This window comes from Williamsia serinedens (assembly GCF_024171725.1).
GTDB lineage: Bacteria > Actinomycetota > Actinomycetes > Mycobacteriales > Mycobacteriaceae > Williamsia_A > Williamsia_A serinedens.
Genome location: NZ_JAMTCG010000006.1, coordinates 159,771 through 186,565, shown reverse-complemented (window position 1 = coordinate 186,565; position 26,795 = coordinate 159,771). Strand labels below are relative to the sequence as shown.

General features: G+C 70.8%; 26 protein-coding genes. 18 read left to right on the top strand and 8 right to left on the bottom strand.

What is annotated here, in order from left to right; all coding sequences use genetic code 11:
- Positions 1–22 precede the first annotated feature (22 nt).
- The 3 genes from LX12_RS16770 (at position 23) to LX12_RS16760 (ending at position 2,565) form a co-directional block, all read left to right on the top strand.
- Complete coding sequence (locus LX12_RS16770) at positions 23–811, top strand: alpha/beta fold hydrolase (protein ID WP_253655719.1); 789 nt, start codon at positions 23–25, stop codon at positions 809–811.
- An 88-nt stretch (positions 812–899) separates the two neighbouring features.
- Positions 900–1,844: a DMT family transporter gene (locus LX12_RS16765; protein ID WP_253655718.1), complete on the top strand. Its 945-nt coding sequence runs from the start codon at positions 900–902 to the stop codon at positions 1,842–1,844.
- A 10-nt stretch (positions 1,845–1,854) separates the two neighbouring features.
- Positions 1,855–2,565: an enoyl-CoA hydratase/isomerase family protein gene (locus tag LX12_RS16760; protein WP_253655717.1), complete on the top strand. Its 711-nt coding sequence runs from the start codon at positions 1,855–1,857 to the stop codon at positions 2,563–2,565.
- A 4-nt stretch (positions 2,566–2,569) separates the two neighbouring features.
- Here LX12_RS16760 and LX12_RS16755 read toward each other — a convergent pair whose 3' ends face one another.
- Positions 2,570–2,788, bottom strand: coding sequence for a hypothetical protein (locus LX12_RS16755; RefSeq protein WP_253655716.1), 219 nt, complete (start codon positions 2,786–2,788; stop codon positions 2,570–2,572).
- 224 nt (positions 2,789–3,012) lie between these two features.
- On the opposite strand from LX12_RS16755, the gene LX12_RS16750 reads away from it, so the two are divergent.
- The gene (locus tag LX12_RS16750; RefSeq protein WP_253655715.1) at positions 3,013–5,097 is read left to right on the top strand and encodes an ArnT family glycosyltransferase; all 2,085 of its coding nucleotides are present in this window, start codon (positions 3,013–3,015) and stop codon (positions 5,095–5,097) included.
- 75 nt (positions 5,098–5,172) lie between these two features.
- On the opposite strand, the gene LX12_RS16745 is transcribed toward LX12_RS16750, so the two are convergent.
- Positions 5,173–5,604: a GNAT family N-acetyltransferase gene (locus LX12_RS16745; protein ID WP_253655714.1), complete on the bottom strand. Its 432-nt coding sequence runs from the start codon at positions 5,602–5,604 to the stop codon at positions 5,173–5,175.
- Between the two features lie 53 nt (positions 5,605–5,657).
- On the opposite strand from LX12_RS16745, the gene LX12_RS16740 reads away from it, so the two are divergent.
- Both LX12_RS16740 and LX12_RS16735 read left to right on the top strand, forming a co-directional pair.
- Complete coding sequence (locus tag LX12_RS16740; RefSeq protein WP_253655713.1) at positions 5,658–6,521, top strand: hypothetical protein; 864 nt, start codon at positions 5,658–5,660, stop codon at positions 6,519–6,521.
- Between the two features lie 66 nt (positions 6,522–6,587).
- Entirely contained in the window at positions 6,588–8,180 is a 1,593-nt protein-coding gene (locus tag LX12_RS16735) for an HNH endonuclease signature motif containing protein (RefSeq protein ID WP_253655712.1), read from the top strand.
- Between the two features lie 9 nt (positions 8,181–8,189).
- Here LX12_RS16735 and LX12_RS16730 read toward each other — a convergent pair whose 3' ends face one another.
- Complete coding sequence (locus LX12_RS16730) at positions 8,190–9,146, bottom strand: esterase/lipase family protein (protein WP_253655711.1); 957 nt, start codon at positions 9,144–9,146, stop codon at positions 8,190–8,192.
- 121 nt (positions 9,147–9,267) lie between these two features.
- On the opposite strand from LX12_RS16730, the gene pta reads away from it, so the two are divergent.
- The 8 genes from pta to LX12_RS16690 all read left to right on the top strand — a co-directional run bounded on the left by pta (position 9,268) and on the right by LX12_RS16690 (position 17,782).
- The gene (gene pta / locus LX12_RS16725; RefSeq protein WP_253655710.1) at positions 9,268–11,376 is read left to right on the top strand and encodes a phosphate acetyltransferase; all 2,109 of its coding nucleotides are present in this window, start codon (positions 9,268–9,270) and stop codon (positions 11,374–11,376) included.
- The gene (locus LX12_RS16720) at positions 11,373–12,569 is read left to right on the top strand and encodes an acetate kinase (protein ID WP_253655709.1); all 1,197 of its coding nucleotides are present in this window, start codon (positions 11,373–11,375) and stop codon (positions 12,567–12,569) included. Before pta ends, LX12_RS16720 begins: the two co-directional genes overlap by 4 nt.
- Before the next feature lie 188 nt (positions 12,570–12,757).
- Complete coding sequence (locus LX12_RS16715; protein ID WP_253655708.1) at positions 12,758–13,012, top strand: BatC protein; 255 nt, start codon at positions 12,758–12,760, stop codon at positions 13,010–13,012.
- A 28-nt stretch (positions 13,013–13,040) separates the two neighbouring features.
- On the top strand, positions 13,041–14,267 hold the full coding sequence (locus LX12_RS16710; protein ID WP_253655707.1) for a cupin domain-containing protein: 1,227 nt from the start codon (positions 13,041–13,043) through the stop codon (positions 14,265–14,267).
- Positions 14,268–14,322: 55 nt separating this feature from the next.
- Entirely contained in the window at positions 14,323–15,159 is an 837-nt protein-coding gene (locus LX12_RS16705) for a ferredoxin family protein (RefSeq protein ID WP_253655965.1), read from the top strand.
- Between the two features lie 37 nt (positions 15,160–15,196).
- Positions 15,197–15,907: a glycosyltransferase family 2 protein gene (locus LX12_RS16700; RefSeq protein ID WP_253655706.1), complete on the top strand. Its 711-nt coding sequence runs from the start codon at positions 15,197–15,199 to the stop codon at positions 15,905–15,907.
- Positions 15,908–16,064: 157 nt separating this feature from the next.
- On the top strand, positions 16,065–17,252 hold the full coding sequence (locus LX12_RS16695; protein ID WP_253655705.1) for a hypothetical protein: 1,188 nt from the start codon (positions 16,065–16,067) through the stop codon (positions 17,250–17,252).
- A gap of 29 nt (positions 17,253–17,281) precedes the next feature.
- Positions 17,282–17,782: a hypothetical protein gene (locus tag LX12_RS16690; RefSeq protein ID WP_253655704.1), complete on the top strand. Its 501-nt coding sequence runs from the start codon at positions 17,282–17,284 to the stop codon at positions 17,780–17,782.
- A 13-nt stretch (positions 17,783–17,795) separates the two neighbouring features.
- On the opposite strand, the gene LX12_RS16685 is transcribed toward LX12_RS16690, so the two are convergent.
- From LX12_RS16685 to LX12_RS16675, 3 genes are read right to left on the bottom strand one after another with little or no spacing between them, the layout of a single operon-like run.
- The gene (locus tag LX12_RS16685; RefSeq protein ID WP_308214028.1) at positions 17,796–20,177 is read right to left on the bottom strand and encodes a serine/threonine-protein kinase; all 2,382 of its coding nucleotides are present in this window, start codon (positions 20,175–20,177) and stop codon (positions 17,796–17,798) included.
- 19 nt (positions 20,178–20,196) lie between these two features.
- The gene (locus tag LX12_RS16680) at positions 20,197–21,183 is read right to left on the bottom strand and encodes a glutamate ABC transporter substrate-binding protein (protein WP_253655702.1); all 987 of its coding nucleotides are present in this window, start codon (positions 21,181–21,183) and stop codon (positions 20,197–20,199) included.
- On the bottom strand, positions 21,180–22,598 hold the full coding sequence (locus LX12_RS16675; RefSeq protein WP_253655701.1) for a GlnX family signal transduction membrane protein: 1,419 nt from the start codon (positions 22,596–22,598) through the stop codon (positions 21,180–21,182). Before LX12_RS16675 ends, LX12_RS16680 begins: the two co-directional genes overlap by 4 nt.
- Before the next feature lie 147 nt (positions 22,599–22,745).
- Between LX12_RS16675 and LX12_RS16670 the strand changes: the two genes are divergently transcribed.
- Complete coding sequence (locus LX12_RS16670; protein ID WP_253655700.1) at positions 22,746–23,216, top strand: NUDIX hydrolase; 471 nt, start codon at positions 22,746–22,748, stop codon at positions 23,214–23,216.
- Between the two features lies 1 nt (position 23,217).
- On the opposite strand, the gene LX12_RS16665 is transcribed toward LX12_RS16670, so the two are convergent.
- Both LX12_RS16665 and thiE read right to left on the bottom strand, forming a co-directional pair.
- Positions 23,218–23,679 carry a 2-isopropylmalate synthase gene (locus tag LX12_RS16665; RefSeq protein WP_253655699.1) on the bottom strand — a complete coding sequence of 154 codons (462 nt, stop codon included), beginning with the start codon at positions 23,677–23,679 and terminating at the stop codon, positions 23,218–23,220.
- Positions 23,680–23,824: 145 nt separating this feature from the next.
- Positions 23,825–24,514, bottom strand: coding sequence for a thiamine phosphate synthase (gene thiE, locus LX12_RS16660; RefSeq protein ID WP_253655698.1), 690 nt, complete (start codon positions 24,512–24,514; stop codon positions 23,825–23,827).
- 156 nt (positions 24,515–24,670) lie between these two features.
- Here thiE and thiO point away from each other — a divergent pair, with 156 nt between their 5' ends.
- The 3 genes from thiO to LX12_RS16645 are packed head-to-tail and all read left to right on the top strand — an operon-like array spanning position 24,671 to position 26,713.
- On the top strand, positions 24,671–25,738 hold the full coding sequence (gene thiO, locus LX12_RS16655) for a glycine oxidase ThiO (protein WP_253655697.1): 1,068 nt from the start codon (positions 24,671–24,673) through the stop codon (positions 25,736–25,738).
- Positions 25,735–25,935, top strand: coding sequence for a sulfur carrier protein ThiS (gene thiS, locus LX12_RS16650; protein WP_301284721.1), 201 nt, complete (start codon positions 25,735–25,737; stop codon positions 25,933–25,935). Before thiO ends, thiS begins: the two co-directional genes overlap by 4 nt.
- Positions 25,928–26,713, top strand: a complete 786-nt coding sequence (locus LX12_RS16645; protein ID WP_308214027.1) for a thiazole synthase — start codon at positions 25,928–25,930, stop codon at positions 26,711–26,713. The genes thiS and LX12_RS16645 overlap by 8 nt, the downstream gene beginning before the upstream one ends.
- Positions 26,714–26,795: the final 82 nt, after the last annotated feature.

Sequence of the window (26,795 nt, the reverse complement as noted above, 5' to 3'; positions counted from 1 at the left end):
CGCAGGGATGGTTTCCTGGGTCATGACCGAGTTCGCGATCACCTCCCTCGGTGACCGCGTCGCCTTCGACCACCACGGCAGCGGGGGACCCGCGGTGGTCTTCATCGCGGGCGCAGGTCCGCACCGTGCGGGCGACCCGGGTACCACCGCGACCGCGACGCTGCTCGCGCAGCGGGGTGTCTCGTCGATCGTGTACGACCGTCTCGGTCGCAACGAGAGCCCCGCCGGTGGGGACATCACGCTGGAACGCGAACTGGCGGCCGTCGCCGCGATGATCGACGCGGCCGGGGGATCGGCTGTGCTGTGCGGTCATTCGTCCGGGTGCGCGATCGCGATCGAGGCCGCCCGGGCGGGCCTGCCGGTGACCGGGCTCGTGCTGTGGGAGGCGCCGTTCATGAAAGACGGCGCCGACACCCGCGAGTGGATCGACGAGTTCGAGCGTCGCCTCGACATCGGGGACCGCGACGGGGCGCAGCGCCAGTACATGCGCGACATGCCCGCCGAGTTCATCGAGATGGCTCAGCAGGCCGGCATCTGGGACGGCATCGTGGCGCAGGTGGGCAGTCTCCGCGCCGACGGCCGGTCACTCGTCGCGGTCAGTGCCGAACCACTGGACCGTGTCCTCGCGCCGGTGACGGCGCCGGTGTTGGCGGTCGTGGGCACCGACACCTTCCCCGGCATGCCGGAGGCGGCCGACGCGATCGCCGCTGCCGCCGTCGACGGGCGATCCGAGCGCGTCCCGGGGGCGCAGCACATGTGGGACCCGGAAGCCATGGCGCAGCGGATCGCGCAGTTCGTCGGCAGAGGGTGACCGGACGGGGCGTGATCTGGCAGCCACTGTGCGGTCCGTGTCCGGAACTCGCTTGTCGGCGGCCTGGTCCGTCGGCGAGGCTCGACCCATGACCCGTCGTCTCGACGCGGGGACTCTGCCTGTCCTCGCCGCCGCCGTCACGATGCTGCTCTGGGCGTCGTCGTTCGTCGTCATCCGCTCTGCGGGAGGGCATTTCTCGCCCGGCGGGATGGCGTTCCTGCGACTGGTGGTCGGGACCGCGGTGCTGCTGCTGATCGCCTCCCGCAATCGTCGGCCGTTCCCCCGCGGGCGGTCGCTGCTGTTGGTGGTCGGGTACGGCGTCCTGTGGTTCGGGGCGTACACGGTGCTGCTCAACTGGGCCGAGCGGCATCTCGACGCCGGCACCGCGTCGCTGCTGGTGAACTTCGCCCCGATCCTGGTGGCGGTGACGGCGGGGCTGTTCTTCGGGGAGGGCTTCCCCCGGCCGCTGGTCATCGGCATGGCGATCGCGTTCACCGGTGTGGTCGTCATCGCCGTCGGTGGCAGCGGTGGCGGGAGCAACGACATGCTCGGCATCGGACTCGGACTGGTGACCGCCGTGCTGTACGCGTCGGGTGTCCTGATGCAGAAAGCCGCTCTGCACGAGGTCGATTCGATCACCGCGACCTGGGTGGGTTGTGCCGCGGGCATGCTCGCGACGGTCCCGTTCGCTCCGCTGAGCGTCCAGGAGATCGCCGCGGCGCCCACGTCGGCGGTGCTCGGGGTGGTGTACCTGGGGATCGGTCCCACGGCCATCGCGTTCACGACCTGGGCCTACGCCCTCACCCGCACGGACGCGGGGAAGCTGGCCGCGACGTCGCTGGTGGTCCCGGCCCTGGCGATCGGCCTGTCGTGGCTGACCCTCGGCGAGGTGCCGACGGTGTTCGGGTTCATCGGCGGTGCGCTGTGCCTGGGTGGTGTCGCGATCAGTCGTCGGCGCCCCCGGCAGCGGGGCGGGGAAGCACCCGAGACCGCTGTCGCCGACACACCGCCCCCGGTGCGCGTGCCCGACTAGGGTCGGGCGTGTGCCACACCTGACGCGTGACGACACCGTGTTCGTGCTCCACCTGAACGAGGAGGGGGCGACCGACACCGAGAACGTCCTCGGGCCGCCGCAGGTGGCGCAGATCAACGAGCTCCTCGACGAGGTCCTCGCGTCGGAGGGACCCGCCGCGCTGGTCACGACGGGCGCGGGGAAGTTCTTCTCCACGGGTCTCGACACCGCCTGGGTGCTCGAGCACGTCGACCAGGTCGACGCCTACACCCAGAGCGTCCAGGAGCTGCTCGCCCGGTTGCTGACCTTCCCGATGCCGACCGCGGCCGCCGTGCAGGGGCACGCGTTCGGCGGCGGCGCGCTGGTCGCCATCGCGCACGACCACATGGTGATGCGGGCCGATCGCGGCTACATCTGCATGCCCGGCATCACCATCGGTGCGAGCTACGCGCCGGGGAGCGTGCTGCTCGTGGCCGACCGGCTGCCGGTGCGCCCCGCCCACGAGATGCTCATGACGGGCCGTCGCTACGGCGGAGAACTGGCTCGCGATCTCGGGATCGCCGACGCGGCGGTCGCGGCCGACGAGGTGCTCGCCGCCGCCATCACCTACGGGCGGACCCACCAGAACACCCGTGGCCGCACACTCGGCGAGATCAAGTCCTCGCGCTACGCCTCGACCGTCGCTGCGTTGCGGGCGACGGTCTCCGGTGTCGGCGACCAGGCTGCGATCGCCGGCAGCTGAGCGGTCACCCCTCGGCGAGACGCGTGAGGTTCAGCAGCTGTCGTCGGGCCATGACGAGGTCACCGACCGACACCAGAGGCGCGATCGGACGTCCCCGCGCCATGACGACCTTCAGCAGCAGTCGGGTCGAATCACCCTGGGGAATCAGCTCGTAGGACATCGTCGCGCCCGCGATCTCCCCGGTGAACTCCCTTCCCGGGGCCACGTGCAGCACGCGTCCCATCGGGCGCCCGCCGCACGAGATGAAGTGCTCGCCGACCGTGTAATCGGGTGGTCCGGGGCGACCGCCGCCCGAGGTTGTCGACCCGGTCGCCGATCACCCCACGTTCCCACCAGCGGACGCTCCCAGCCACCTCCCAGCCTCCGCGCAGGGACGATCGAGGCAGAACGGACATCGTGAAGACCTCACCGACCGGCACGTGCCGGTCGCCGTCCTACGGAGGCTTCATGACCACCCTCGTCGACCGGGCCCGCCCGCCCGCCGGATCGGAGCCCGATGGTGGTCGCCATCGGGCTGCCCTCGAGTCGTCCCGACCTGTCCGCTCCCGCGTGCTGACGCGTGCACCGCTGCCGATCCTGCTGGTCGTCACCGCGGTGCTCTATCTCTGGAACCTGTCGATGAACGGGTACGCCAACAGCTTCTACGCGGCCGCCGCGCAGGCCGGTGGGACCAGTTGGAAAGCGTGGTTCTTCGGGTCGCTCGACGCGCAGAACTTCATCACCGTCGACAAACCTCCGGCGTCGCTGTGGGTGACGGGCCTGTCGGTGCGGATCTTCGGGATGAACAGCTGGGCGGTCCTCGCGCCGCAGGCGCTGATGGGCGTCGCCGCCGTGGCGCTGCTCTACGCGACGATCCGTCGCACGATCGCGGACCAGCGGCTCGGCACCATCGCCGCGACCATCGCAGGGGCGGTGCTGGCGTTCACCCCGGCCGCCGCGTTGATGTTCCGATTCAACAACCCCGACGCGCTGCTGGTGCTGCTCATGGTGGCCGCGGGCTACGCCCTCATCCGTGCGGTCACGGCGGGGTCCGGGCGGTGGCTCGCACTCGTCGGCGTCGCACTGGGTTTCGCGTTCCTGACGAAGATGCTGCAGGGCCTGCTGGTGCTGCCCGCGTTCGGTCTCGCCTACCTGCTGCTGGCCAACACCGGATGGCTGCGAAGGCTGGCGCACCTCGTCGTCGCGGCGGTGTCGCTCGTCGTCGCGGCCGGTTGGTGGGTGCTCGTCGTCGCGCTGTGGCCCGCCGGGTCGCGGCCGTACATCGGTGGGTCGACGAACAACACGGTGATGGATCTCGTGCTGGGCTACAACGGGCTCGGGCGCATCCTCGGCGGCAGTGGCAACGGTGGCGGAGGCGGCATGGGCGGCAACGGCGCCGCCGGGTCCAGCTTCGGCGGCTCCACGGGCCTCGACCGGCTGTTCGGCTCGGAGATGGGCAACGAGATCTCCTGGCTGCTCCCGGTCGCACTGTTCGTGCTGGTCTTCGGTCTGTATCTCGTGGTGCGGCAGTTCATCCGCGTGCGGGAGACCGCCCGTCTGGATCGCGGGGAGAAGGCCGGTCTGCTGATGTGGGGCGGCTGGCTCGTCGTGACCGGCCTGATCTTCAGCTACATGAGTGGCACGATCCACCCGTACTACACGGTGGCTCTGGCGCCGGCGATCGGAGCGCTCGTCGGCCTCGGTGCCGCGTTCGCGTGGCGCTTGCGTGACCGTCTCGACGGTCGTCTCGCGCTGGCCGCGATGATCGCGCTCGCGGCCGGATGGTCTGTCGTCCTGCTGTCACGCAACGACTTCGGCCCGACGTGGACTCGGTGGGCGATCGGTGTGGTCGCTGCCGTGTGTGCCCTCGGCGTCGTCGTCGGTGGGCAGATGCGGTGGAAGAAGCTCGTCGCGACCATGGCGATCCTCGGTGCGCTCGTCGGGTTCAGTGCGACAGCGGCGTTCGGGATCGCCACCGCCGCAACCGAGCACACGGGATCGATCCCGACGGCGGTCTCGACGTCGCAGGCGTCCGGCATGGGCGGTCCCGGTGGCGGGATGGGCGGTGGCCCTGGTGGTTCGGGCGGCTCCGCCCAGCGCGGCACGCCGCCGTCGGGTGCCGGTGGTCAGCAGGGTTCGACGCCGACCCAGCAGGGTTCGGCGCAGCAGGGTTCGGCGTCGACGCGGCAGTCGGGTGGCGGTGCCGGCGGGATGGGCATGGGCGGTGCGACGTCGTCGGAACTCACCGCGTTGCTGAAGTCGACGACGACCACGTGGGCTGCGGCCGTGAACGGTTCGCAGTCGGCGTCGGGACTCGAGATCGCGAGCGGCACATCGGTCATGGCCATCGGCGGCTGGAGCGGCGACCCCACACCGACACTGGCGCAGTTCATCCAGTACGTGAAGGACGGGAAGATCGCCTACTACATCGGCAGTGGTAGCGCTGGTGGCCCGGGCGGCAGCAGCTCGAGCGCCACGCAGATCGCGCAGTGGGTCGCCGCGAACTACACCGCGACGACCGTCGGCGGCCAGACGGTGTACGCCCTCACCTGACCCGGCCCGACCCACGGTTCCGGTGCGCGTTCGTGTCGCTCAGCGACACGGGCGGGCACCGGAACCGTCGTCGTGTCAGGGCCGCCAGACCATCAGGTCGTTGTCGTCGGTGAACCCACAGCGTCGGTAGAGCGGAATCGACCGGAGGCTGGGCGACAGGACGACCTTCGCATGACCGCGGTCGATGGCCTCGGCGACGACCGTCCGGACCAGCGCGTCGCCCACGCCGCCACCGCGCGCCTCGGGCCGCACATAGAGGTGGCCGAGGTAACCCCACCGGCCGCCCGCCGCGTCCGACGGCGATGGCATCCGGGTGTACTCGGTCAGGCAGACCATCCCGACGGGGTCCTCGCCCGCCGTCCACACGGTGCGCGTCGGGTCCGCCATCCAGTCGCGGACTGCGGCGACGAACTCGTTGTCGGGCTCGGCGGGCAGCGTGGGGTCCGCGCCGCGGGCCCACTCCCATCGAAGCCCAGCGACGGGCCCGGGATCAGCTGCGACGTTCACGACCACTGGTCGAGGATGCCAGCCGGCACTGTCCGCATCTAACCTTCTGGGCCATGACGGCACGCCGGCTGAGCTCACGAGTCGACCTCTCGACGCGACTCTTCTGGCGAACGGTCGGGACGGAGATCGACCCCGGATCTTCCCGCGACGCTTGGCTGCAAGCCCCCTCGAATCGGCTCGGCGGTGCGGGCGACTCCTGGCTCGACGATCTTGACGCGGCAGGATTCGTCGACGATCCGGGAGCCGGCGGTCTCCTGGCCGACATGGCCGCGCTCGATGGCCCCGGCTTCGTGGCCGCGGACCTCGATGATCTCGTGCGCGACTTCTACGAGCGGACGTCCGCGTGGTCGATGGACGTCTGGTCGCAATGGAATCCGGTGTTCGCACCCGGCGGAGCGTTCGTCACCAGGTTCTTCGGGCGCCGTGTCCGGCAGCTCGCACTGCCCACCTCACCGATGTCGGTGAGCCGGGGGATGACCAGTACTGTCCGGGTCGTCCGTCGGGCCGACGGTTCTCGTCGCGGCGCGGCGTGGCTGCGCACGCTGGTCAGCGACGGAAGCCCCGTGTACAGCGGCTTCTACGGAGTCGAGACCCTGCCGGGGGCCGAGGACGATCAGCCCCATGTCAAGGTCGCGTTCCCGCTCGAGATGGGTTCTGTCCAGGTCTTCCTCCGTCCGTCCGTTGTCGACGGCGGCGCCCTGCGACTGCTGTCGCGCTCTCGCGAGTTCGGTTGCGAAGGCGCATACATCACCGTTTGTTCGGGCGATCGATGGTTCGCGTCGCGGGCTCCGTTGCGCGAGGAGTTCCTGGTCTATCGCGACGACGAGTACACGCTCCGGACGGACCACCGTCTGTCAGTCGGTCCGCTCACCGCCTTGCGACTGCACTACAAGCTGTCTCGGGTCGGAGACAGCTGATCATGTTGTGCACAGGCGCGATCGCGTTCGCCCATCTTTGTCGGTGGTCGAATGTATGTTCGGTGCATGAGTCAGGCGGGGGCCACCTACGACACCTCGGGTGTGGTGGCATCGCTGGCTGCCGACGACAAGAACTCCGCGGCTGAGCTCGTCGAGGTCCTCGCGCATTGCCGGTCGATCACCGCCTCGGCGGATTACCGGATGCTGTGCGCTGCCAGCCTGATTTTCGACGAACGGTGCGAGGACTATCTGATCGAGGTCGCCGAGCGGGATTCCGGTGAACGTGTCTCGGTCGACGAGCTGATGGCCGCGGGGATGGAGCACTTCGCCGGTCGGGATCCGCGGGCCGAGTTCGGGCCCGACGGGATGGAGCGTGCGACCGCCGAAGTCGGTGCCGTCCTCAACGTGCCCGCCGCGAAGGCGCGGGAGATCATCACCGCCGGTGACACCGCCCGCTACCGCTTGGTCTTCACCGGCCAAGCCCTCGCCGTGGGACGCATCGACCTGGCCGGGTTTTTGCTCATCTGCACCCGCACCAAGCTGGTCGTCGACCCAGAGCTGGTGAAAATCCTCGACACCCACATCGCCCAAGCCCTGTTCGACCGGCCACCCCTGTCCCGGGCACGCCTCGGCGCGATGGTGGATGCGATCGTGGCGATGGTCGACCCCGATGCCCTGCTGCGCCGGAAAGAACGCGCTGCCGCCGACCGGGACGTCACCATCCGTCCCGACCGGTTCCAGCCCGGCGCGTCGCGGGTGTCGGCGTCCCTGCCGATCACCGACGCCGCCGCGATCGACGCCCGCCTCACCGCCATGGCCGCTTCCGTGCACTCCGGTGATCCTCGAACCCGCGCGCAGCGCCGCGCCGACGCCCTCACCGCGCTCGCCGCCGGCGTCGACCACCTCACCTGCGGCTGCGCCACCTGCACCGGGCCAACCGACACCGAGATTGATGTCGACGTCGACGCGCCGGTCGACCCTGCGCCCGCCGTCGAGCAGCCTGCGCCGCAGCCGATCGCACCGCCCGTCACGGCGGCGCAGCCCTTCTTCCACATCGTGGTCAACCTGTCGACGGTGCTCGGTCTGGACGACCAGCCCGGCTACCTCGACGGGCGCGGGATCATCGACGCCGACACCATGCGCGCCCTCCTCGCCGACGCCGAGCGCGAATTCCTCCGCCGCGACGACCCCGCCCGCGCCGCGACATCGGCATCGACTTACGTGCCGTCGAAGAAACTGCAGGCCCTCGTCCGCGCCGGCGAACTCTGCTGCACCTTCCCCGGCTGCTCCGCACCCGCGTGGTCAGTCGACCTCGACCACACCGACCCGTTCGACCACCGCGATCCGCACACTGGCGGCGAGACGGTGCGCGAGAACCTGAAACCGCTGTGCCGGTTCCACCACCGCGTCAAGACCTTCGACAAACGATGGCGCGACTACCAGTCACCCCTCGGTGAGGCGTTTTTCCAATCCCCCACCGGCCACATGTTCCTCGGCAACGCCTACACCGCCCTCGACATCTTCCCCGCCCTCGGACCACCTGCGAAACCCCAGAACCACCCCGCCAGAACCACACTCGCCACCCGACGCACACAGAAACGCGCCGCACACCTGCGCGCCGTCGAACGCGCCGACGACGCGAACCCGCCGCCGTTCTGAGCGACTCGGTCAGCGCCGGGCGTTGAGGATCACGTCGCCGATGCCCTCGCCGAGGGGAACCGGCCGGCAGGCGCCGGGGAGAGGGGTGCCGCCGAGGTCGTCGATCACCAGGTTCTGGGCCACGGCGTCGTAGGGCATGCGAAAGTGGCCGGTCATGTCGGCGGGGCAGCGCTCCTGCACGACGACGTCGCGCGCGGCACCGTCGCGCAGGATGCCGCTGGTGGACGGCTGGATCACCTCGTCGACCGCGGTGCGGATGGTCAGGTAGCGGACTCCGCGGACGGTCTCGGTGGGCGTGTTCAGTTCGCGCAGGAACTTCGACCCCGTCACCTGCTGCAGCATCGACGGGTTCACCGGCTTCGGCGACACCAGCCGCGACACACCGGGGATGCGAGTGAGCAACCCCAACCCGTAGAACGTGCTGCCGTGACTCGGCGGGGCGAGCCCGATCCACCGATCGGTGACGGCGGCCGCGCCCAGCTTGTTCACCACGTACCGCCCGACCGTGGCGCCCTGGGAGTACCCGACGACGTCCACACGGTCGGCGCCCGTCCAGGCCCGCACCTGGTCGACGAAGGCCCGGACGGCGGGGGCGCCGAGCCGGATGTCCTCGGTCCCGAAGGTGGTGGCGCCGACGGCTCCGCCGTAGTTGATCGCGTACACACAGAAGCCCTGGCCGGCGAGGGTCGGGGCGAGACCGGAGAAGTCGGCATAGGCGCTCGAGTCGGTGCCGTGCAGCAGGACGACGGGCCGCGGATGCACCGCGGACGGTCGGCAGCCGGGGTCGTTGGTGCCGGCGGGCCGGGCGTCGGGGTGGTCGACCGCGTACTTCCGCACCGCCGAGATCGTCGTGAAGGCGGGCGCCGCCGCCATCGGGACGACCGACACCACGCGGTCGGCCGGTGCGGCTCCGGCCGGCGCGGCGAGCGCACCCAGCACGGCCGCCACCGCGATCGCCGTCGACATTGACGTAGCAAACCGTCGCATCGCTTCAGTGAAACGTGTCGAGCGCCCGCCGGTCGAGAGTACGAACAGTCGATCCGGGCGCGACCGCGTCTCGATCGGGTCACGCCCCTAGGCTGTGGCCATGGGCGCAGACAGTCCCGACGGACTCCCCGGCACGTCGAGCAGCATCTACATCGCGTCACCCGAGGGGGACACCGGCAAGTCGACCATCGCGCTCGGGACGTTGCACCTGCTCGCGGCCACCGGTGGGCGAGTGGGGGTGTTCCGACCCATCTCCCGCGCCGCATCGGGGGAGCGCGACTACATCCTCGAACTCCTCATGGAGCACGACTCGGTGGACCTCTCCTACGACGACTGCATCGGCGTCACCTACGAGCAGGTCCACGCCGACCCCGAGGCCACCCTCGCCGAGATCGTCGACCGCTTCCACGCCGTCGAGGAGCAGTGCGACTCGGTGCTGGTCATCGGTTCGGACTTCACCGACGTCGCGAGCCCGTCGGAACTCAGCTTCAACGCACGGATCGCGGCGAACCTGGGCACCCCCATGCTACTGGCGCTGAAGGCGGCCGACCGCTCCCCCGAGGAGATCGTGTCGCTCGCCGAGGTCTGCCTCGCCGAGGTCCGGGGCGAGCACGCGCAGGCCGTCGCCCTCATCGCGAACCGGTGCGCCCCCGACGACCTCGACACGATCCGCGAGCGACTCGAGGCCACCGGCCTGCCGGCGTGGGCGCTGCCGGAGGACCCCGTGCTCGTCGCGCCCACCATGTCCGAACTCATGGCCGCACTCGACGGGAAGCTCTACAGCGGCGACCCCGAACTGCTCGACCGGGAGGCATTGTCGGTGATGGTCGGCGGCATGACCGCCGAGCACATCCTGGAGCGCCTCACCGACGGCGTCGCCGTCATCGCCCCCGCCGACCGCTCCGACGTGCTCCTCGCGCTGGTGACAGCCAATGCCGCACAGGGGTTCCCGAAGTTGTCGGGCATCATCCTCAACGGCGGCATCACGCCGCACCCGATGATCGAGTCGCTGGTGCAGGGTCTCCGGCCGGCGCTGCCGATCATCACCTGCGATCAGGGCACCTACGAGACCGCCCGCACCGCGGCGCTCGCGCGCGGCCGCGTCGGCGTCGAGTCCGTCCGCAAGATCGACGCCGCGCTCACCCTGATGGAGAACCACGTCGACTCGGAGTCGTTGCTCGACAAGCTGCGCCTGTCCGCGCCGACCGTCGTCACCCCGCAGATGTTCGAGTACCAGCTCGTCGCGCGCGCGAAGTCCGATCGCAAGCGGATCGTCCTGCCCGAGGGCACCGACGACCGGATCCTGCGGGCGTCCGGGCGCCTGCTGCGCCGCGGTGTCGCCGACCTGACCCTGCTCGGCAACGTCGACGACGTCCACTCGCGCGCACAGGAACTCGGTATCGACCTGTCCGACGCGCAGGTCATCGACCCGCAGACGTCGGAGTACCGCGAGCAGTTCGCCCAGACCTACGCCGATCTCCGGTCACACAAAGGCGTCAACCTCGACCGCGCGCACCAGGTCGTCACCGACGTCTCGTACTTCGGGACCCTGATGGTCCACGCGGGGATGGTCGACGGCATGGTGTCCGGCGCCGCGCACACGACGGCACACACGATCCGGCCGGCCTTCGAGATCGTCAAGACCACCGAGGGCGTGTCGACGGTCTCCAGCGTGTTCTTCATGTGCCTGGCCGATCGTGTTCTCGCCTACGGCGACTGCGCAATCGTCCCCGATCCGACCGCCGAACAACTCGCCGACATCGCAATCTCCTCGGCCGCGACGGCGGCCCAGTTCGGCATCGAACCGAGAGTGGCGCTGCTGTCCTACTCGACGGGTGAATCCGGGTCGGGCGCCGACGTCGACAAGGTCGGCGAGGCAACCGAACTCGTGCGCGACCGCGATCCCGACCTGTCGGTGGAGGGTCCCATCCAGTACGACGCCGCCGTCGAACCGAGTGTCGCGAAGAGCAAGATGCCCGACTCCGACGTCGCCGGACGCGCGACCGTCCTCGTGTTCCCGGACCTGAACACCGGCAACAACACCTACAAGGCGGTGCAGCGCAGCGCGGGTGCGGTCGCGATCGGTCCTGTCCTGCAGGGGCTCGCGGCCCCGATCAACGACCTGTCCCGCGGCGCGCTGGTGTCCGACATCGTGAACACGGTCGCCATCACCGCCATCCAGGCGCAGGCGCTGGGGGAGTCGCGGTGAGTGACGCCGTCCTCGTCCTCAACGCAGGGTCGTCGTCCCTGAAGTACCAGCTGGTCGAACCCGACTCGGGAGATCGCATCGCGACGGGCATCGTCGAGCGGATCGGGTCCGACGACGCGTCGGCCAGTCACGAGCAGGGTGGTGCCACGCACGAGACCCACGGTGCCGTCGCCGATCACAAGGCCGCGCTCCACACCGCCCTCGACCTCTTCGCCGAGGCGGGCACCGACCTGCGGTCGACGCGGCTGCTGGCGGTCGGGCACCGGGTCGTCCACGGCGGCAGGCGGTTCAGTCAGCCTGTCGTGCTCGACGACGACGCGGTCGCGGCCATCGACGAGTTGAGCAGTCTCGCGCCGCTGCACAACCCCGTGAACCTCGCAGGGGTCCGCGCGATGCGGGACATCTTCCCCGAGGTGCCGCAGGTCGCCGTCTTCGACACCGCGTTCTTCCACGACCTGCCGGCGCACGCGGCCACCTACGCGATCGACGACGAGATCGCGCAGCGGTACGACATCCGCCGGTACGGGTTCCACGGGACCTCGCACGAATACGTCAGCGGCGCAGCGGCCGACTTCCTCGACAGGCCCGCCGACCAGCTGAACCTCATCGTCCTGCACCTCGGGAACGGGGCGTCGGCGTCGGCGGTCCGCGGAGGGCGCGCGGTGGACACCACCATGGGTCTCACGCCCCTCGAGGGACTCGTGATGGGTACGCGCAGTGGCGATCTCGACCCAGCGATCGTCGCCTACCTCGAACGTGTCGCCGACATGGACGTCGACGCCGTCGACACCATGCTCAACAAAGAGGCCGGCCTGAAGGGTCTGTGCGGGGACAACGACTTCCGGACCATCACAGCCCGCATCGACGACGGGGACGAGCGCGCTCGTCTGGCGTACGACGTCTACATCCACCGCCTGCGTCGGTACATCGGCGCCTACATGGTCGACCTCGGTCGCGTCGACGCGATCGTCTTCACCGCCGGCGTCGGCGAGAACGCGTCGAATGTGCGGGCCGACGCCCTCACGGGCCTCGAGGGGTTCGGCATCGCGGTCGACCCCGAGGCCAACACCGTCCGGTCCCGACAGGCCCGCCGCATCTCGCCGGACGACGCGGCCGTCGCGGTTCTCGTCGTCCCCACCGACGAGGAACTCGCCATCGCCCGCAAGTCCGCGGAGCTCGTCCGAGCCGGGTGACGACGGACGTCCTCGTGCCCGGGAATGCCCGCCGGTCCCGGCGAGGTTGATCCGGACACCGCGGGGTACTCCGTGTCGGTCTGCGTCGGTTCGCCGAACAGGCTGCGGCCGACGGCAGCGGTGGTAGAGATGAGGTGAGCGGCCCGGCCGCTCGCACTCGACGACGAGCGAACGAGGAGAGGCACACCATGGCACTCGACGACAACGACATCACCACCTCGAGCGCGGGCGGCGAAGGCCCGGCCGACGGCGGCTCCAACCCGGGCGGTCACGACGGCGGCGCCGACGGCACCGCGAGCGCGGGCGAGGGCCCGGCCGACGGCGGTTCGAACCCGAACGGTCACGACGGCGGCGCCGACGGCACCGCGTCCGAAGGCGAGGGCCCGGCCGACGGCGGTTCGAACCCGAACGGCCACGACGGCGGCGCCGACGGCACCGCCTGATCGTCGGCACCACCACGAGAGCTGAGAGATGCAGAGGTCGGACACCCTGAGCCGGTGCGTCGCTGTCGATCCCGCGACGTTCGGCAATAGTCACTGGGGTGTCCGGCCTCTTCTCACTCGGGCCGCGGACCTGCCGCGTGACTTCGCCGACCTCCTCTCGACGCAGGCTGTCGACGAGCTCCTGGCCGAACGCGGCGTCCGTGCCCCGTTCATCCGGATGGCCAAAAACGGATCCCTGCTCGCGCGGGACGAGTTCCTCTCCCCGGCCGGCGTCGGTGCCGAGATCGGCGACCAGGTCGACTCCGCGAAGGCACTCGCGGCCTTCGCCGACGGTGCATCGATCGTTCTGCAGGGACTTCACCGGCTGTGGCCGCCGATCATCGACTTCGTCCGCGGTCTGGTCGACGACCTCGGACACCCCGTGCAGGCCAACGCCTACATCACCCCTCCGGGCAGTCGGGGCTTCGACTCCCACCATGACGTGCACGACGTGTTCGTGTTGCAGATCGCCGGGCACAAGCACTGGACGATCCACGAGCCGGTGGTCGAGAGCCCGCTGTCGTCGCAGCCGTGGACCGATCACCGCGAGGCCATCGCCGACCGCGTGGCCGGCGACCCGCACATCGACACCACGCTCGCGCCCGGCGACGCGCTGTACCTCCCCCGCGGATGGCTGCACAGTGCCCGCACCACCGACGAGACGTCGATCCATCTCACCATCGGCGTCCCCGCACTCACCCGCGTCGACGTGGTCCGCGCTGCGGTCGATCGCGTTGCCAGGCAGGTCAGCGACCTGCGGACGTCGCTGCCCATCGGCATCGACCCGACCGACCACGCCACCCTCGAGGCGGAGGCGACGAAGGCGCTGTTGGCGTTCGCCGACGAGCTGCGCGACCGTGCCCACGAGTGGGGTGCCGGTGTCGCGACGGATCTGACCCGCGAGATGGCCACGCGCACACGACCGGTCGCCGTCCGCCCGCTGGCCACGCTGGAGGCCATGGCCGATCCCGCCGCCCAGCGCGTACGTCTGCGGCACGGTCTCATCGCCACGATGTCCGACGACGCCGACCGCGTCCACCTCCACCTCACCGGACGGACCATCTCGTTCCCGGCCATCTGCGCCGAGGCGATCAGGCACCTCGTCGACGGTGGCGACGCCGACGTGGCGTCCCTCCCCGGTCTCGACGACGCCGACTCCGCCGTGCTGATCCGTCGGCTCCTGCGGGAGGCCGTGGTCGTGCCGGTCACCTCCTGAGTCGGTTCCGGTGACCTTCCCCTGCAGCGACCGCTCCCTGTCCGCCGACGAACCCATGTTCGCGACGGCATCGGCCGGCGGTCGATGGCTGCTGCTCGAACTGTGCGGGCCGTGGGGTCCGTCGGCCTTCATCGAGTCGCCGTCGGTGATCGACCCGGCGCTCGGGCTGGCGATCGTCCGCCGCGCCGAGGCCGCGTCCATGCGCATCGTCGCCATCCGTCGTCACGGACGCCGTCCCGGGACACGCCGGTGGCGGTGGTTCATCGCCGACACCCGCCTGGACGAGTCGACCATCGTCGGCGGTGAGGTCGACCGCCCCGAGGCGTACCTCGACATCCCACTCGACGGCGCCGCCGCAGACCCGGTCGAGAGGCCGCTCGTCGCGGTCTGCGCGCACGGCAAACACGACCGCTGTTGCGCGGTCCGCGGACGCGCTGCCACCGCGGCCCTCGCCGCCGCGTTCCCCGAAGAGACCTGGGAGTGCTCGCATCTCGGCGGCGACCGCTTCGCGGCGACGATGCTGGTACTGCCCGAAGGGCTGTCGTACGGACGGGTCGACACCACCGACGCCGTCGAGCTGGTGCGGCTGTACCAGAAGGGTCGGGTCGACGGTCGCCATCTACGGGGCCGGACCTGCCTCACCCACGAGGTGCAGGCCGCGCAGCACTTCGCCCGCGAGCGAACCGGGGACGATCGCATCGACGCGTGGCGGCCGCTGGCCGTCCACGCCGGGGACGGCGTCACCCGGGTGACCCTCGACGGCGGCGACGGTCCGGCGCTCGCGGTGACCGTACGGGCGGAGCTCTCGGCCGAGCCGGTGTACACCATGTGTCGGGCCACGGTGCCGGGGACGGTGCGCCGCTTCGTGTGCGAGTCGGTCGTCGAGGCCTGACCAGCGGAGTCGCACCGAAGTCGTTACCATTGCTCATGTGATATCGGTGCTCAGCGTGCTCACCGCACTCGGACCCGATGTCGCCGACCACTTCGCGGAAACGGTCGAATCGGTCGTCGCGCAGCGACTCCCGGCAGGCGTCGAGCTCGAGTGGATCGTCTGCGTGGACGGTCCGCCGGGGGTGATCGATCTCGAACTGCCCGACGATCCGCGCATCACGGTCGTCCACTCAGGTCGACCGGGCGGACCGGGTCTGTGCCGGAACGTCGCCGCGACCCGTTCCACCGGCTCGGTGCTGCGCAACCTCGACGCCGACGACGTCCTGCTGCCCGGGGCGCTCGCCGCCGACGTCCGGACGCTGAGCGATCCGCGCTACGGCTGGTGCACCTCGGAGGCCCTAGACCTCTTGCCCGACGGGACGACCCGGGCCTTCGCGACGGGCGGGCGTGACCGCGACATCGCCCGAGGTGAGATCGTCGAGCAGTGGCGTCGATCGGAGACGCTCGACGTGCACGTGTGCACCCTGGCCGTGCGGCGCCGATTGTTCTGGGCCGCGGGCGGATACACGGCTCTTCCCCGCAGCGAGGACGTGGCGCTGCTGGCGCGGTTGTCTGCGCAGTGCGTGGGACGTCACCGGTCCGAACCGGGTCTGCTGTACCGCAAGTGGCCGGGCCAGATCACCGCCGTCGACCGGGACGAGTCCAACCGCGCTGTGCGGGAGAGCATCACCGCGGCGCTGTCGTCCTGACCGGGCCGGTGATGGGCAACCGTCCGTCGACGCGAGTGGTTCTGCCTCGACAGGTTCGTCCGAACGTGTGACGCCGTCCGGGCGACGACGGTGTTAGACATGTGCACCGGAATCGCGCGCCTGCCTCCGGGTGTCGATGTGGTTCCAGTGAGGTCCGGTGACGCAAGCAGATCGGCGTCCGAGTTCGGGCGAACTCCTCCTCGATTGGATGACGTGGCGACCGGTCGACCCGTTGCCGCCGGGCGCCGGCGCCGGCGCCGCCGAGTCGGTCTCTCTCGTCAAGGCGTCACCCATCACCCGTGACGCGGTGGTGTCGCCACAGGTCGCGGCGCGCCCCGCGTCTCCCGCGACCAGTCAGTTGCCGGCACCCGGTCGAGACGACACGATGCGCGTGCGACTGATCGCCGTGGTGTCGGTCGCGGTCGTCGTGGTCGCGATCGCGACGGGTGGTTGGTGGCTCTCATCCGAGGCGCCGTGGGGGCAGCATTCGGCCGCGTCGCCGGGCGTGGTCCCGCCCGAGGCGGCCGACGCGGAGGGCGCGTCGTCCTCCAGCGTCGGGACGTGCGGCGCGGGACCTCAGGTCAGGCCGGCGACCATCGCACCGGGCGGGGATGGACTGACCCTGGATGCGACCATGTCGACACCCTGTACCGGTGGGGACATCCTGTCGTCGGACGAGACCGGAGTCGTCGTGACCGAGGGATCCCGACTCGTCGCGGCAGCGTCGTTCGACCTGTCCTCGACGCCGGTGGCCCTGACGGGGACGCCGCGGCAGGTCGAGCTCGTCTTCCCGCCGGGTTCCTACTTCGATCTGCCCGACGCGACCGCCGATCTCCAGTCCGCCGTGGTCGCCGTGACGCAGGTGAGCCCGCGAACCGTGACCTACCTTCCCGCTGCTGACCCGAGCGCCGTGCGACTCACTGCTTCGACACAACTCGCCCCCGCCGGCGTGGACACCGAGTCCAGTGCGGCGGCAGGGCTCGCGGCGCGGGTGGCCGCCGATCGGGACGTCGTCGCTGCACAGGACGAAGGCCGGTGGGTTGCGCAACTGAGCTCGAAACGTGCGGGCCTCGTGGCAGACGGGCGCGTCTGGGACAGCAAGTCCATACTCGCGGAGTTCGCCGAGCTGGCAGCGAGATTCGGCGGTGCCCGACTGCTGCAGAGCGACGAATGGAGCGTCTTCACCTCGCCCGGTCTGCTCGTGACCGTCACCGACCAGTCGTTCCCCGATCCGGCGGCGGCGGTGGGGTGGTGTCGGTCGAACGGTTTCGACCGGGACCACTGCCTCGCGAAGATGATCAGCCGTACCGCCCCCGCGGAGGGCACGACCGTCTACACAGATTGACCGCATCAGATCGTCGTGAAAGGAACCACATGACCACCTCGCTCTCCCGGCCCGAACTGCAGTCCGATGAAGTCGTCCGCTTCGAGCAGCAGTTCACGCCCCGAATGTTTCTGTCGCACATCAAGACCACCGTCGTAGTGACGGATCGGCGCGTCATGGTGCACACACCGCACGTGATCTTCGGATTCATCGAACACGGGTACATCAAGCGCGAGATCCCGCTACGCCACGTCTCGCAGATCTCGTCGGGAACGGCGACGTCCACGTCGCGAATCGTCTACGCCGTGGGCTGTGCCTTGTTCGCGCTCATGTTGTTCAGCGGAGGGTTCGCGAGTGGATTCGGAGGCATCGGAGTGCTCTTCGGTCTGGTCCTGCTCGTCGCGTCGGTCGTGCTGTTCCTGAGTGCGCACGTCAACGGCGTGTTCTTCCGCAGCACCGGAGGTGGGGTGCTCGCGGCGAGTGGGTCGAAGTCGGAGCTGCCGCAGATCGAGCGGGCGGGTGCCGAGATCGGCAAGCTCCTGTTCACCTGAGCCCGTCGGCGATCTAGAACAACGTCCGCGGTCGGATGACGTTGGCGAGGTCGACGAGGCGGAAGCGTTGCTTGCGGTCGACGGTCGACCGGGCGAGGCGGCGCAGCGACGTCTCGAGGCCCTCGCGCAGACCGTGCTCGGTGAACGGGAACCCCAGCAGGCTGATCCCGTCCGAGGCGCGGTCGGGGTGGACGGCCAACCAGCCCAACGCGGTTCCCAGCACCATGATCGACAACCGCGGCTTGCGCGGCTCGGTCTCGGGCATCGCGGCCAACCGGCGCGCCGCCTCCCGGAGCTGATCACCGGTCACGGCCTCCGGTGGGCGGCCGTGCACGAGGGCGAGCACCGCGGTGCACGCGGCGGTGTTGAAGTGGCGACTGGTGGCGGGGACCTCGTCGAGCGCCGCGACGGTGCCCGCGATGTCACCGACGACGAACCGCATGCGGGCCAGTCCGAATGCGGCGGTGACGATGCCGCGATCGGTCTGCCACAGTGTCCAGTACTCGTCACGCGCGATCCGGAACCAGCGGGCCACCTGCGCCTCGCGGTCGGCGAGGTCGCGGGCGTCGTCGCTGGACTCGGCACGCAGCCATCGGCCCATCAGCTCCGCGGTGGCCCCGACGGCGAGCTTGGGCGCGACCTCGCCGGGCATGGCCGCGAGCACCGCACAGAACCGGTCGTGTGCGAGCTGCGCCTCGCCGTTGATCAGGGCGCACAGCCCCAGGTACCACTCGATGCGCCAGGAGTGCTGGTGGTGTCGCGCGGTGATGTCGAGCAGGCCCAGCGCGGTGTCGACGTCTCGGAGCTCGATGTAGGCACGGGCCTCGGCGAGGTCGACCTCGAGGGACGGGTGGTCGTCGGAGGGATCGGTGCCGATCAGCGACGACAGCCCGTCCTGCTTCGCCGAGCGGATGGTGTCGAGCGTCTGGTTCGGCTCCGACAGGGCCGCCGAGGTCAGCAGTCCCGCAGCGGGATCGGACTGGTCGACCAGCGGCACGGGCAGTGCGGCCGCGATGTCGTCGGGGTCGAGGAACGTCTCGGAGTTGACCGGGTCGAAGAAGCCGTCGACCGGACCGAGCATGAGGTCGGTCCCGAACGTGGTGCGCTGCGGGGTGAACACCGCCGACAGCGCGGGACGGGGGACGCCGGTGTGCCGTGCGACGATCTCGCGGAGCACGGTGACCATCTGACCGGTCATCTCGTCCGCCGAGGCGAACCGCTCCTCGGGGTCGGGGTCGGTGGCGCGCAACAGGAGTCGACGGAACGACTCGTTCTCCGCCAGCACCGGTGACTCCTCGGCCGAGGGCAGGCCGTCGAGGTAGCGGCCGTTCTCCATCGGCATGTCGACGGCGAGCACCGCGAGCGTGCGGCCGATGCTGTACACGTCGGTGGCGACCTGAGGCCCGGTGGACACGATCTCGGGTGCCTGGAAACCGGGCGTGCCGTAGAGGTGTCCGTAGCCGTTGACCGCCGAGACGGCACCGAGGTCGATGAGCTTGACCTCCTGCCCGCCGATCATGATGTTCTCCGGCTTGATGTCGTTGAACACCAGACCCGCGGAGTGCAGGTACGACACCGCGGGCATGATCTCGAGGACGTAGGCGATGGCCTCCTCGGGCGGGATCTGTGTCCGTTCGCCCGACTCCCCGCTCGGCGCGGTGAGCGACTTCAGCGTCGCACCGCCGACGTACTCCATCACGATGTAGCCGAAGGTGTTGCCGTGGTCGTCGGTGTGCTCGACGAAGTTGAAGATCTTGACGATGTTCGGGTGCGACACCGCGGCGAGGAACTGTCGCTCGGCGAAGGCCACGGCCTGCGCCTCGCGGTCCTTCGAGTTCAACAGGCCCTTGAGGACGACGGCGCGGTCGGCGACGTTGCGGTCGACGGCGAGGTAGATCCACCCAAGACCACCGTGGGCGATGGCCCCGCGGATCTCGTACTGGTCGGCAACCATGGTGCCCGGTGCCAGACCCGGCACGAAGGAGTACCGCACCCCGCAGTTCGGACACGACCCGGTCAGCGGCAGGTCCTCGGCGGTCAGATCGGTACCGCACTGCCAGCACTTGCGCTTGGACTCGGGGATGACGGGGTTCTCCATCACCGCGTCGTCGGGCTCGATGTCGCGGACCCACGTCACGTCGACGAGCCCGGTGCCGAGTCGACGGCGCTTGCGCGTCACACGGCTGGTCAGTGCCTGTGCGTTCGGCGGCACCCGCGTGCCGGCGTCGTCGGTGGTCTGGTCGGTGTCCGACGCGACGTCGGCGGCGAGGGTGCCGACGTCGGGGACGGCCGCCTGGGTGGCCACGTCGAGATCGGGGACCGCGGCCTGGGTCGCGACGTCGAGGTCGGGGACGGCGGCCTGCGTCGCCACGTCGGCATGGTCGTCGTGTCGCACGCGCTGAGTCACCTCGCTCTCAGTCCCGGTATCGCGGCTGGGGCGGGAAGTAGACCGGCCCCAGGATGGAGAGCCACCGATTGTAGATCTCGTACCACGTCCCGTCCGCGCGGATCTTGTCCAGCACGGCGTTGACGAACCGGACCAGATCGGGTGAATCCTTGTTCATGCCAACGCCGTACGGTTCGTCACCGAGGCTGGCGCCGACCACGTGGACGTAGGGGTCCTGCTCGGCGAGACCGGCCAGGATCGCGTCGTCGGTCGAGACCGCGTCGACCCCGCCCTGCTGCAGCACCACCAGGCAGTCCGCCCACGTCGACACCGTCGACATGCGCACGCTGGGCACCTGCGCCTGCAGCCGGGCGATGGACGTCGTGCCCCGTGCCGCGCACACCCGCTTGTCGGCCAGGTCGGCCGCGGAGGTGATGGTGGAGTTGCGCAGCGCGAGGATGCGCTGGCTCGCCTCGTAGTAGACCGTCGAGAACGCGATCTCCTGTTGACGGTCGCAGGTGATGCTCAGCGTCTTCACGACGACGTCGACGTCACGGTCCTGCAGGGCGGTGATGCGGTCGTCGGAGGTGAGGATCCGGTACTCCACGCGGTTCGGGTCACCGAAGATCGCCCGTGCGATCTCCTTGGCGATGTCGACGTCGAAGCCCTGGATGTCGCCGGTGATGGGGTCGCGGAAGCTGAACAGGTTCGACCCGATGTCGAGGCCGACGATGAGCCGACCGCGCTGGAAGATCTGCTCCATCGTCGACCCCCGGGGCATCTGCCCCACGGGCGGCAGCGGGGTGGGACGCAGGCTCCCGGTGTCGCACGACTGCGAGGTGACCGACTCGCGTGGGGCGTTGGTCACCAGGCCGGGCGGCGTCGGGGTCAGGGCCTCGGCGGTGGGTGGCTCCTCCGGTGGGGCCGGCGCCCGGATGCACGCTGCCGCGGTCACCGCGGTGAGCAGCAGCACCAGCACCGCCAGGACCCTGCTCCGCGCGGTGCGGGACCTCACCGGTACTCCCGGATGCGGGGGATCATCCCGAGCACGGTCACGACGGCGGCGATCACGGCGAGGACGAGGGCGCCGGTCCCGGCGTAACCGATCTCGACGCGCGCGGTGTTGATGTCGTCGCGGAACGTGGTCCGGGTCGACCGGATGCCGTCGATGAGGGATTCGTCGAGCGCGGTGTAGGCCGCGGCCGCGCCGTTGGGTGCCGCGCCGACGGCCATGGCCGTGGCACCGGCGATGTCACCGGAGGACGACATGTCGATCGCGGCCTGGTGGGAGTCCCGCCACGCGCCGAGGGCGCTCTGCGCACGCGCGACGATGGTCCGGTCGGAGTCGTCGCCCACGCGGTCACGGTAGTCGTTCAGCGCGGTGTCTATCTGGGCGAACGCACGCCCGACCTGCCGCTGCAGCGCGTCCTGGTCGCCTCGGCGTGCCAGCGACAGCGTCTCCGACGACCGTGCCTGCTGGGCAAGGATGCGCGCCGACGTGAGCTCCTGCAGAGGCTGGGCGCCGCGCCGCTCGGCGGTGTCGACCGAGGACACCGACAGCAACGAGCCGACCAGGACCCACAGGATCGCGATGACCGTGACGACGATCGCCGCGACGAGACCGAGATTGAACCGGCGTCGGGTACGCCGCGAGAGGTACCGGTGGGTGGCGATCAGCGCTATGAGCACCACCGCGAGCGTGCTGTAGACGAGCCAGGGCGGGTCGGTGAAGCGGTTCTGCGGGTCCGCGAGGGCCGCCGTCCGCGCCGCGTACAGGCGTTCCGCGGCGGGCAGGATCGTCGTCTGCATGAGGTTCGACGCCTCACCGAGATACGCCGACGCGACCGGGTTCGCGAGACGGTTGTTGGTGCGCGCCGACTCGATGAGTCCGGTGTAGACGGGCAGCTCCTCGGCGAGGGTCCCGAGGTCGGTGCGCACCGCGTCGTTCTCCGCAGCGGTCCCGCCCGCGGCCTCGATGAGCGCGCGGGATGCGGTGGCGATCGCGTTCGCGTAGCGGTCGCGCAGCGCAGCGGGCTCCAGACCGCCGGAGATGAACGCCGCGTTCGCCGCGGCGTCGGCGATGGAGAGATTGCTGTAGAGGATCTGCGACGACTCGGCGATCGGTTCGGTGTCGGTGATCGTCTGCCGCAGGGCGGCGGTGCGGGCGTCCAGGGAGACCGACGCGTACCACCCGCTGACCAGCGTGACGAGGACCAGCAGGGCGGTGATGAGGAGCAGCCGCCCCGGGGTGGTGCCGGCCAGGCGACGGACACTTGCCAGCGGCGACCGTGCCTGCTCGCGCGCGAGGGTGAGGAGTTCGCGACGCTCGTCGCGGGTGAGACGCGGTGCCCGGTCGCCGCGTCGTGGGGTCAGGTGGTCCTCGCCGCCACGGGTGAGCCGGGAGCGCAGGAACGCCGCGTCGCCGGTCACTACCGGTACCTCTTTCGTCGCCTCACCACCGCCGCCGGGTCGTGCGTGCGGTTGTGGTCGACTCTAAACCCGCGCGGGGTCATTACCGTGGGTTCGCAGGGCCGCCTGCTGTCGACGGCCCGCGATGGTGAGGGAGGCCGGGCGAGCGTGCGTGGAGACGGAGACGGCTGGGTGTTCGACCCGGACGGGGCCCGCTACTGGGGTCTCCACGGCGCGGCGGGCCTGCTGCTGCGGGCGCCCGTCGACGGCGGCGGTCGGGCGGTGCTTCTGCAGCACCGGGCGCTGTGGTCGCACCAGGGCGGGACGTGGGCGCTGCCGGGTGGGGCCCGCGACAGCCACGAGACCGCCGTCGACACCGCGGTCCGCGAGGCAGGGGAGGAGGCGGGCATCGCCCCCGCGGCGCTCACCGTCCGCGACGAGGTGGTCACGCACACCGCGCCCGGCGGCTGGACCTACACGACGGTGATCGCCGAGGTGCCCGAACCGCTGTCGACGGTCGCCAACGTCGAGTCGACGGAACTGCGATGGGTTGGCGAGGACACCGTCGACACCCTGCCCCTGCACCCCGCCTTCGCCCGCGCCTGGCCGACCCTGCGCGATCGGCTCCGCACGCTGTAGCTCAGGCCGTGCGGTCGAGGGCGTGCAGCAGCGCGATCACCCCGGCCCGGTCCCCGGCGTCGTCGATCCCGAGGCCCCAGGCGCGGCGGCCGTCGCGCTCGACCTCGACGAGCATCGCGGTCTGCGCGCCGATCCGCTGCTGGTGCAGCCCGGTGATCTCCACACAGACCCCGGTCGCGTGGAGCATCGCGGTGACCGCGGCCAGCGGCCCGGTCGCCGTCTCCCGCAGGGACCAGATGCGGTCCGCGGTCGCGATCGTCGCGTGGTACTCGGTGAGGTCGTTGCGGGTGGACGTCGCGTGCCAGCTGCCGAGGCGTGTGCCCCCGTCGGGTGCGTAGGTCGCAGAGAACGACTCCCAGCTGAGGGCGTCGGCGTCGGCGCGGACAGCCCGAGGGAGCAGCCCCGGGAAGTGCGCGGACGCGCAGGGAGCGGTGGTGGACCGGTGGTCGAGAAGTGTGGTCATGACGATGGTCTTCTGTCATCGCGCCGCGGCGCGGGGAGAGGGTGACCGAGTGGAGAGAGAGCGCGCTGACGACCCGCAGACGGGGGGTCGGTCGTGTCAGACCCCGCTGCGGCGGGTTACTACGAGTGCGCGTGTCATGGTGCGATCAGGCTAGACCCGGGTCCGTGCCGTCGGCAAGCACGATCTCCCGTAGTCGCCGCGCCGCGGCCTCGGGATCCTGCGCTGCGGTGATCGCGCGCACCACGACGATCCGCCGGGCGCCGTGGTCGCGCACGGTCGGCGTGCGGTCGGCGTCGATGCCCCCGATCGCGAACCAGGGCAGCCGACGGGCGGTGTCGGCGGCGTGGTCGACGAGATCGAGGCCGGCCGCCGCGCGACCCGGTTTCGTCGGCGTCGCCCAGCACGGTCCGACGCAGAAGTAGTCGATGTCCGGGTCGCTGTCGGCGGCGTCGGCCTGGGGCGCGTCATGGGTCGACCGGCCGATGATCACGTCGGGCCCGACGATCCCGCGCGCGGCCGACGGAGGCAGGTCGTCCTGTCCGAGATGCAGCACGTCGGCGCCTGCCGCGGCGGCGATGTCGGCGCGGTCGTTGACGGCGAGCAGCGCGCCGTGGCGGTCGACGACGTCGCGCATGGTCGCGAGGATCTCGAGTTCCTGCCGGGCCTCCAGCGCACCGGACTCCCGCTCGCCGACGGATCCCTTGTCACGCAGCTGCACGATGTCGACACCGCCGGTCAGCGCGGCGTCCAGGAACTCCACGAGGTCGCCGCGCTCGCGGCGGGCGTCGGTGCACAGGTAGAGCCGGGCGTCGTCAAGTCGTGCGCGGAGGTCCACGGTCAGCCACCGTAGTGGCCGATCGTCGGCGAGTAGGCTGGCGAACCGACACACACGGGGGCTCGGGGAACGGCCGGGCTGAGATCGCGACACCATCCGTCGCCGACCGTCACACCTGATCCGGGTAATGCCGGCGAAGGAAGGTTCTCCACCGCCATGGGTCTCGCTCCATCGTCACCGACGCTCGCCGTCGTGGGTGGCGGCGTCGTCGGGTCCGCGATCGCCTGGCGGGCCGCGCGCGCCGGGTGGCGCACCACCCTCGTCGACGACGGTCGTGCCGCGTCGGGCTCGCAGGTGGCCGCCGGGATGCTGGGCGTGGTCGGGGAGGCGCGCTTCGGCGACGACGAGGCGTTCGCGCTGACCGCCGAGGCATCGCACCGCTGGGCGGAGGCCGTCGAGGATCTCGACGCGCCCGACGTCGTCGTCGCGCGTGACACGGTGCTCGTGGGTGCCGACCGGTCGGATCTCGCCGAGCTGACCGCGGTCGTGGACTGGTCGGCGTCACACGGCGCCGTCGTCGAAACGGTCGCCGGTTCCGACGTGCGTTCGCGAGTACCGGGTCTGGCGGGCGTCCGTCGGGGAGTGCTCGTGCCGGGCGAGGGCGCCGTCGACAACCGGGCGGTCCTCGCGGCGCTGTCGAATGCGTGTGCCGAGGTGGGCGTCCGCGTGTGCCGCCACACCGTCACCGAGTTGTCCGCGCTGGACGCGGACCAGGTCGTCGTCGCGAACGGCGCGTGGCTGCCCGCCCTCGTCCCGTCGACGCCGATACGGATCGAGAAGGGCGAGGTGCTGCGGTTGCGTCGCCCGCCGACGGCGCCGCCCCCGCCGACGGTCGTCGTGCGGGCGCGGTGGCATGGGCGACCGGTCTACGTGGTCCCGCGCCCCGACGGGGTCGTGGTCGGCGCGACGCAGTACGAGGTGTCCGACCGCCACGACACCGCGCCCCGCGCCGGCGGTGTCGGCGACTTGTTGCGCGACGTCACCGACCTCATGCCGGGGCTGGTCGAGTACCGGCTCGACGAGGTCGGGGCGGGTTTCCGGCCGCTCACCCCGGACGGGCTGCCGCTCGTCGGTCGGGTCGACGAGCGGACGGTCGTCGCGGCCGGTCACGGACGTGGCGGCATCCTGCTGGCGCCGCTGACCGCCGACATCGCCGTCGGCATCCTCGACGACCGGCCCGACGAGCGCTGGTCGCAGACCCTCGACCCCGGGAGGTTCGCTTGATCACCGTCACCGTGAACGGCGTCGACCACGACGTCGACGCCGACATCACCGTCACCGGGTTGCTCGCGCGGCTCGACCTGCCGGACCAGGGGGTGGCGGTGGCCGTCGACGGCAGCGTGCGACCGCGGTCCACCTGGGATGACGGCGTCGCCGCCGGCGCCCGCATCGAGGTGCTGACGGCGGTGCAGGGTGGGTGACCCGGCTCGGCCGTTCGTCATCGGCGGTCGGGAGTTCTCGTCGCGCCTGATCATGGGCACCGGCGGCGCCGCCAACCACGACCTGCTGCGGCGCGCGCTGGTCGCGTCGGGGACACAGCTGACGACGGTCGCGATGCGGCGCGCGGGGGAGGGCGGCTCGAGCGGCGTCGTCGACCTGCTGCGGTCTCTGGACATCGAGATCCTGCCCAACACGGCCGGGGTGCGGACCGCCGCCGAGGCGGTGCTCACCGCTCAGCTCGCCCGCGAGGCGCTCGGGACCGACCTGGTGAAGCTGGAGATCGCCGGCGACGACCGGACGCTGCTGCCCGACCCGATCGAGCTGCTCGACGCCGCCGACGACCTCGTCGCCGACGGGTTCACCGTGCTCGCCTACACCAACGACGACCCGATCCTCGCCGCCCGGCTCCAGGACGCGGGGGTCGCGGCGGTGATGCCTCTCGGCTCACCGATCGGGACCGGTCTGGGGATCGCGAACCCGCACAACATCGAGATGATCGTGGCCGCGGCGTCGGTCCCGATCGTGCTCGACGCAGGCATCGGCACGGCCAGTGACGCGGCCCTGGCGATGGAGCTCGGCTGCGACGCGGTGCTGTTGGCGTCGGCGGTCAACCGCGCCGACGACCCGGTGGCGATGGCGACCGCGATGGCGCGCGCGGTCGAGGCCGGGCATCTCGCCCGGCACGCCGGTCGTATCCCGCGTCGCTTCTGGGCGCACGCGTCGTCGCCCGACCTCGACTGGACACCCACGCCCGGCTGACACCGTCGACCGTGCCGGAACCCACCGCCGACCGTGCCGAAAAGCACTGCCGACCGGGCCGAAACCGACCACCGAGCGTGCG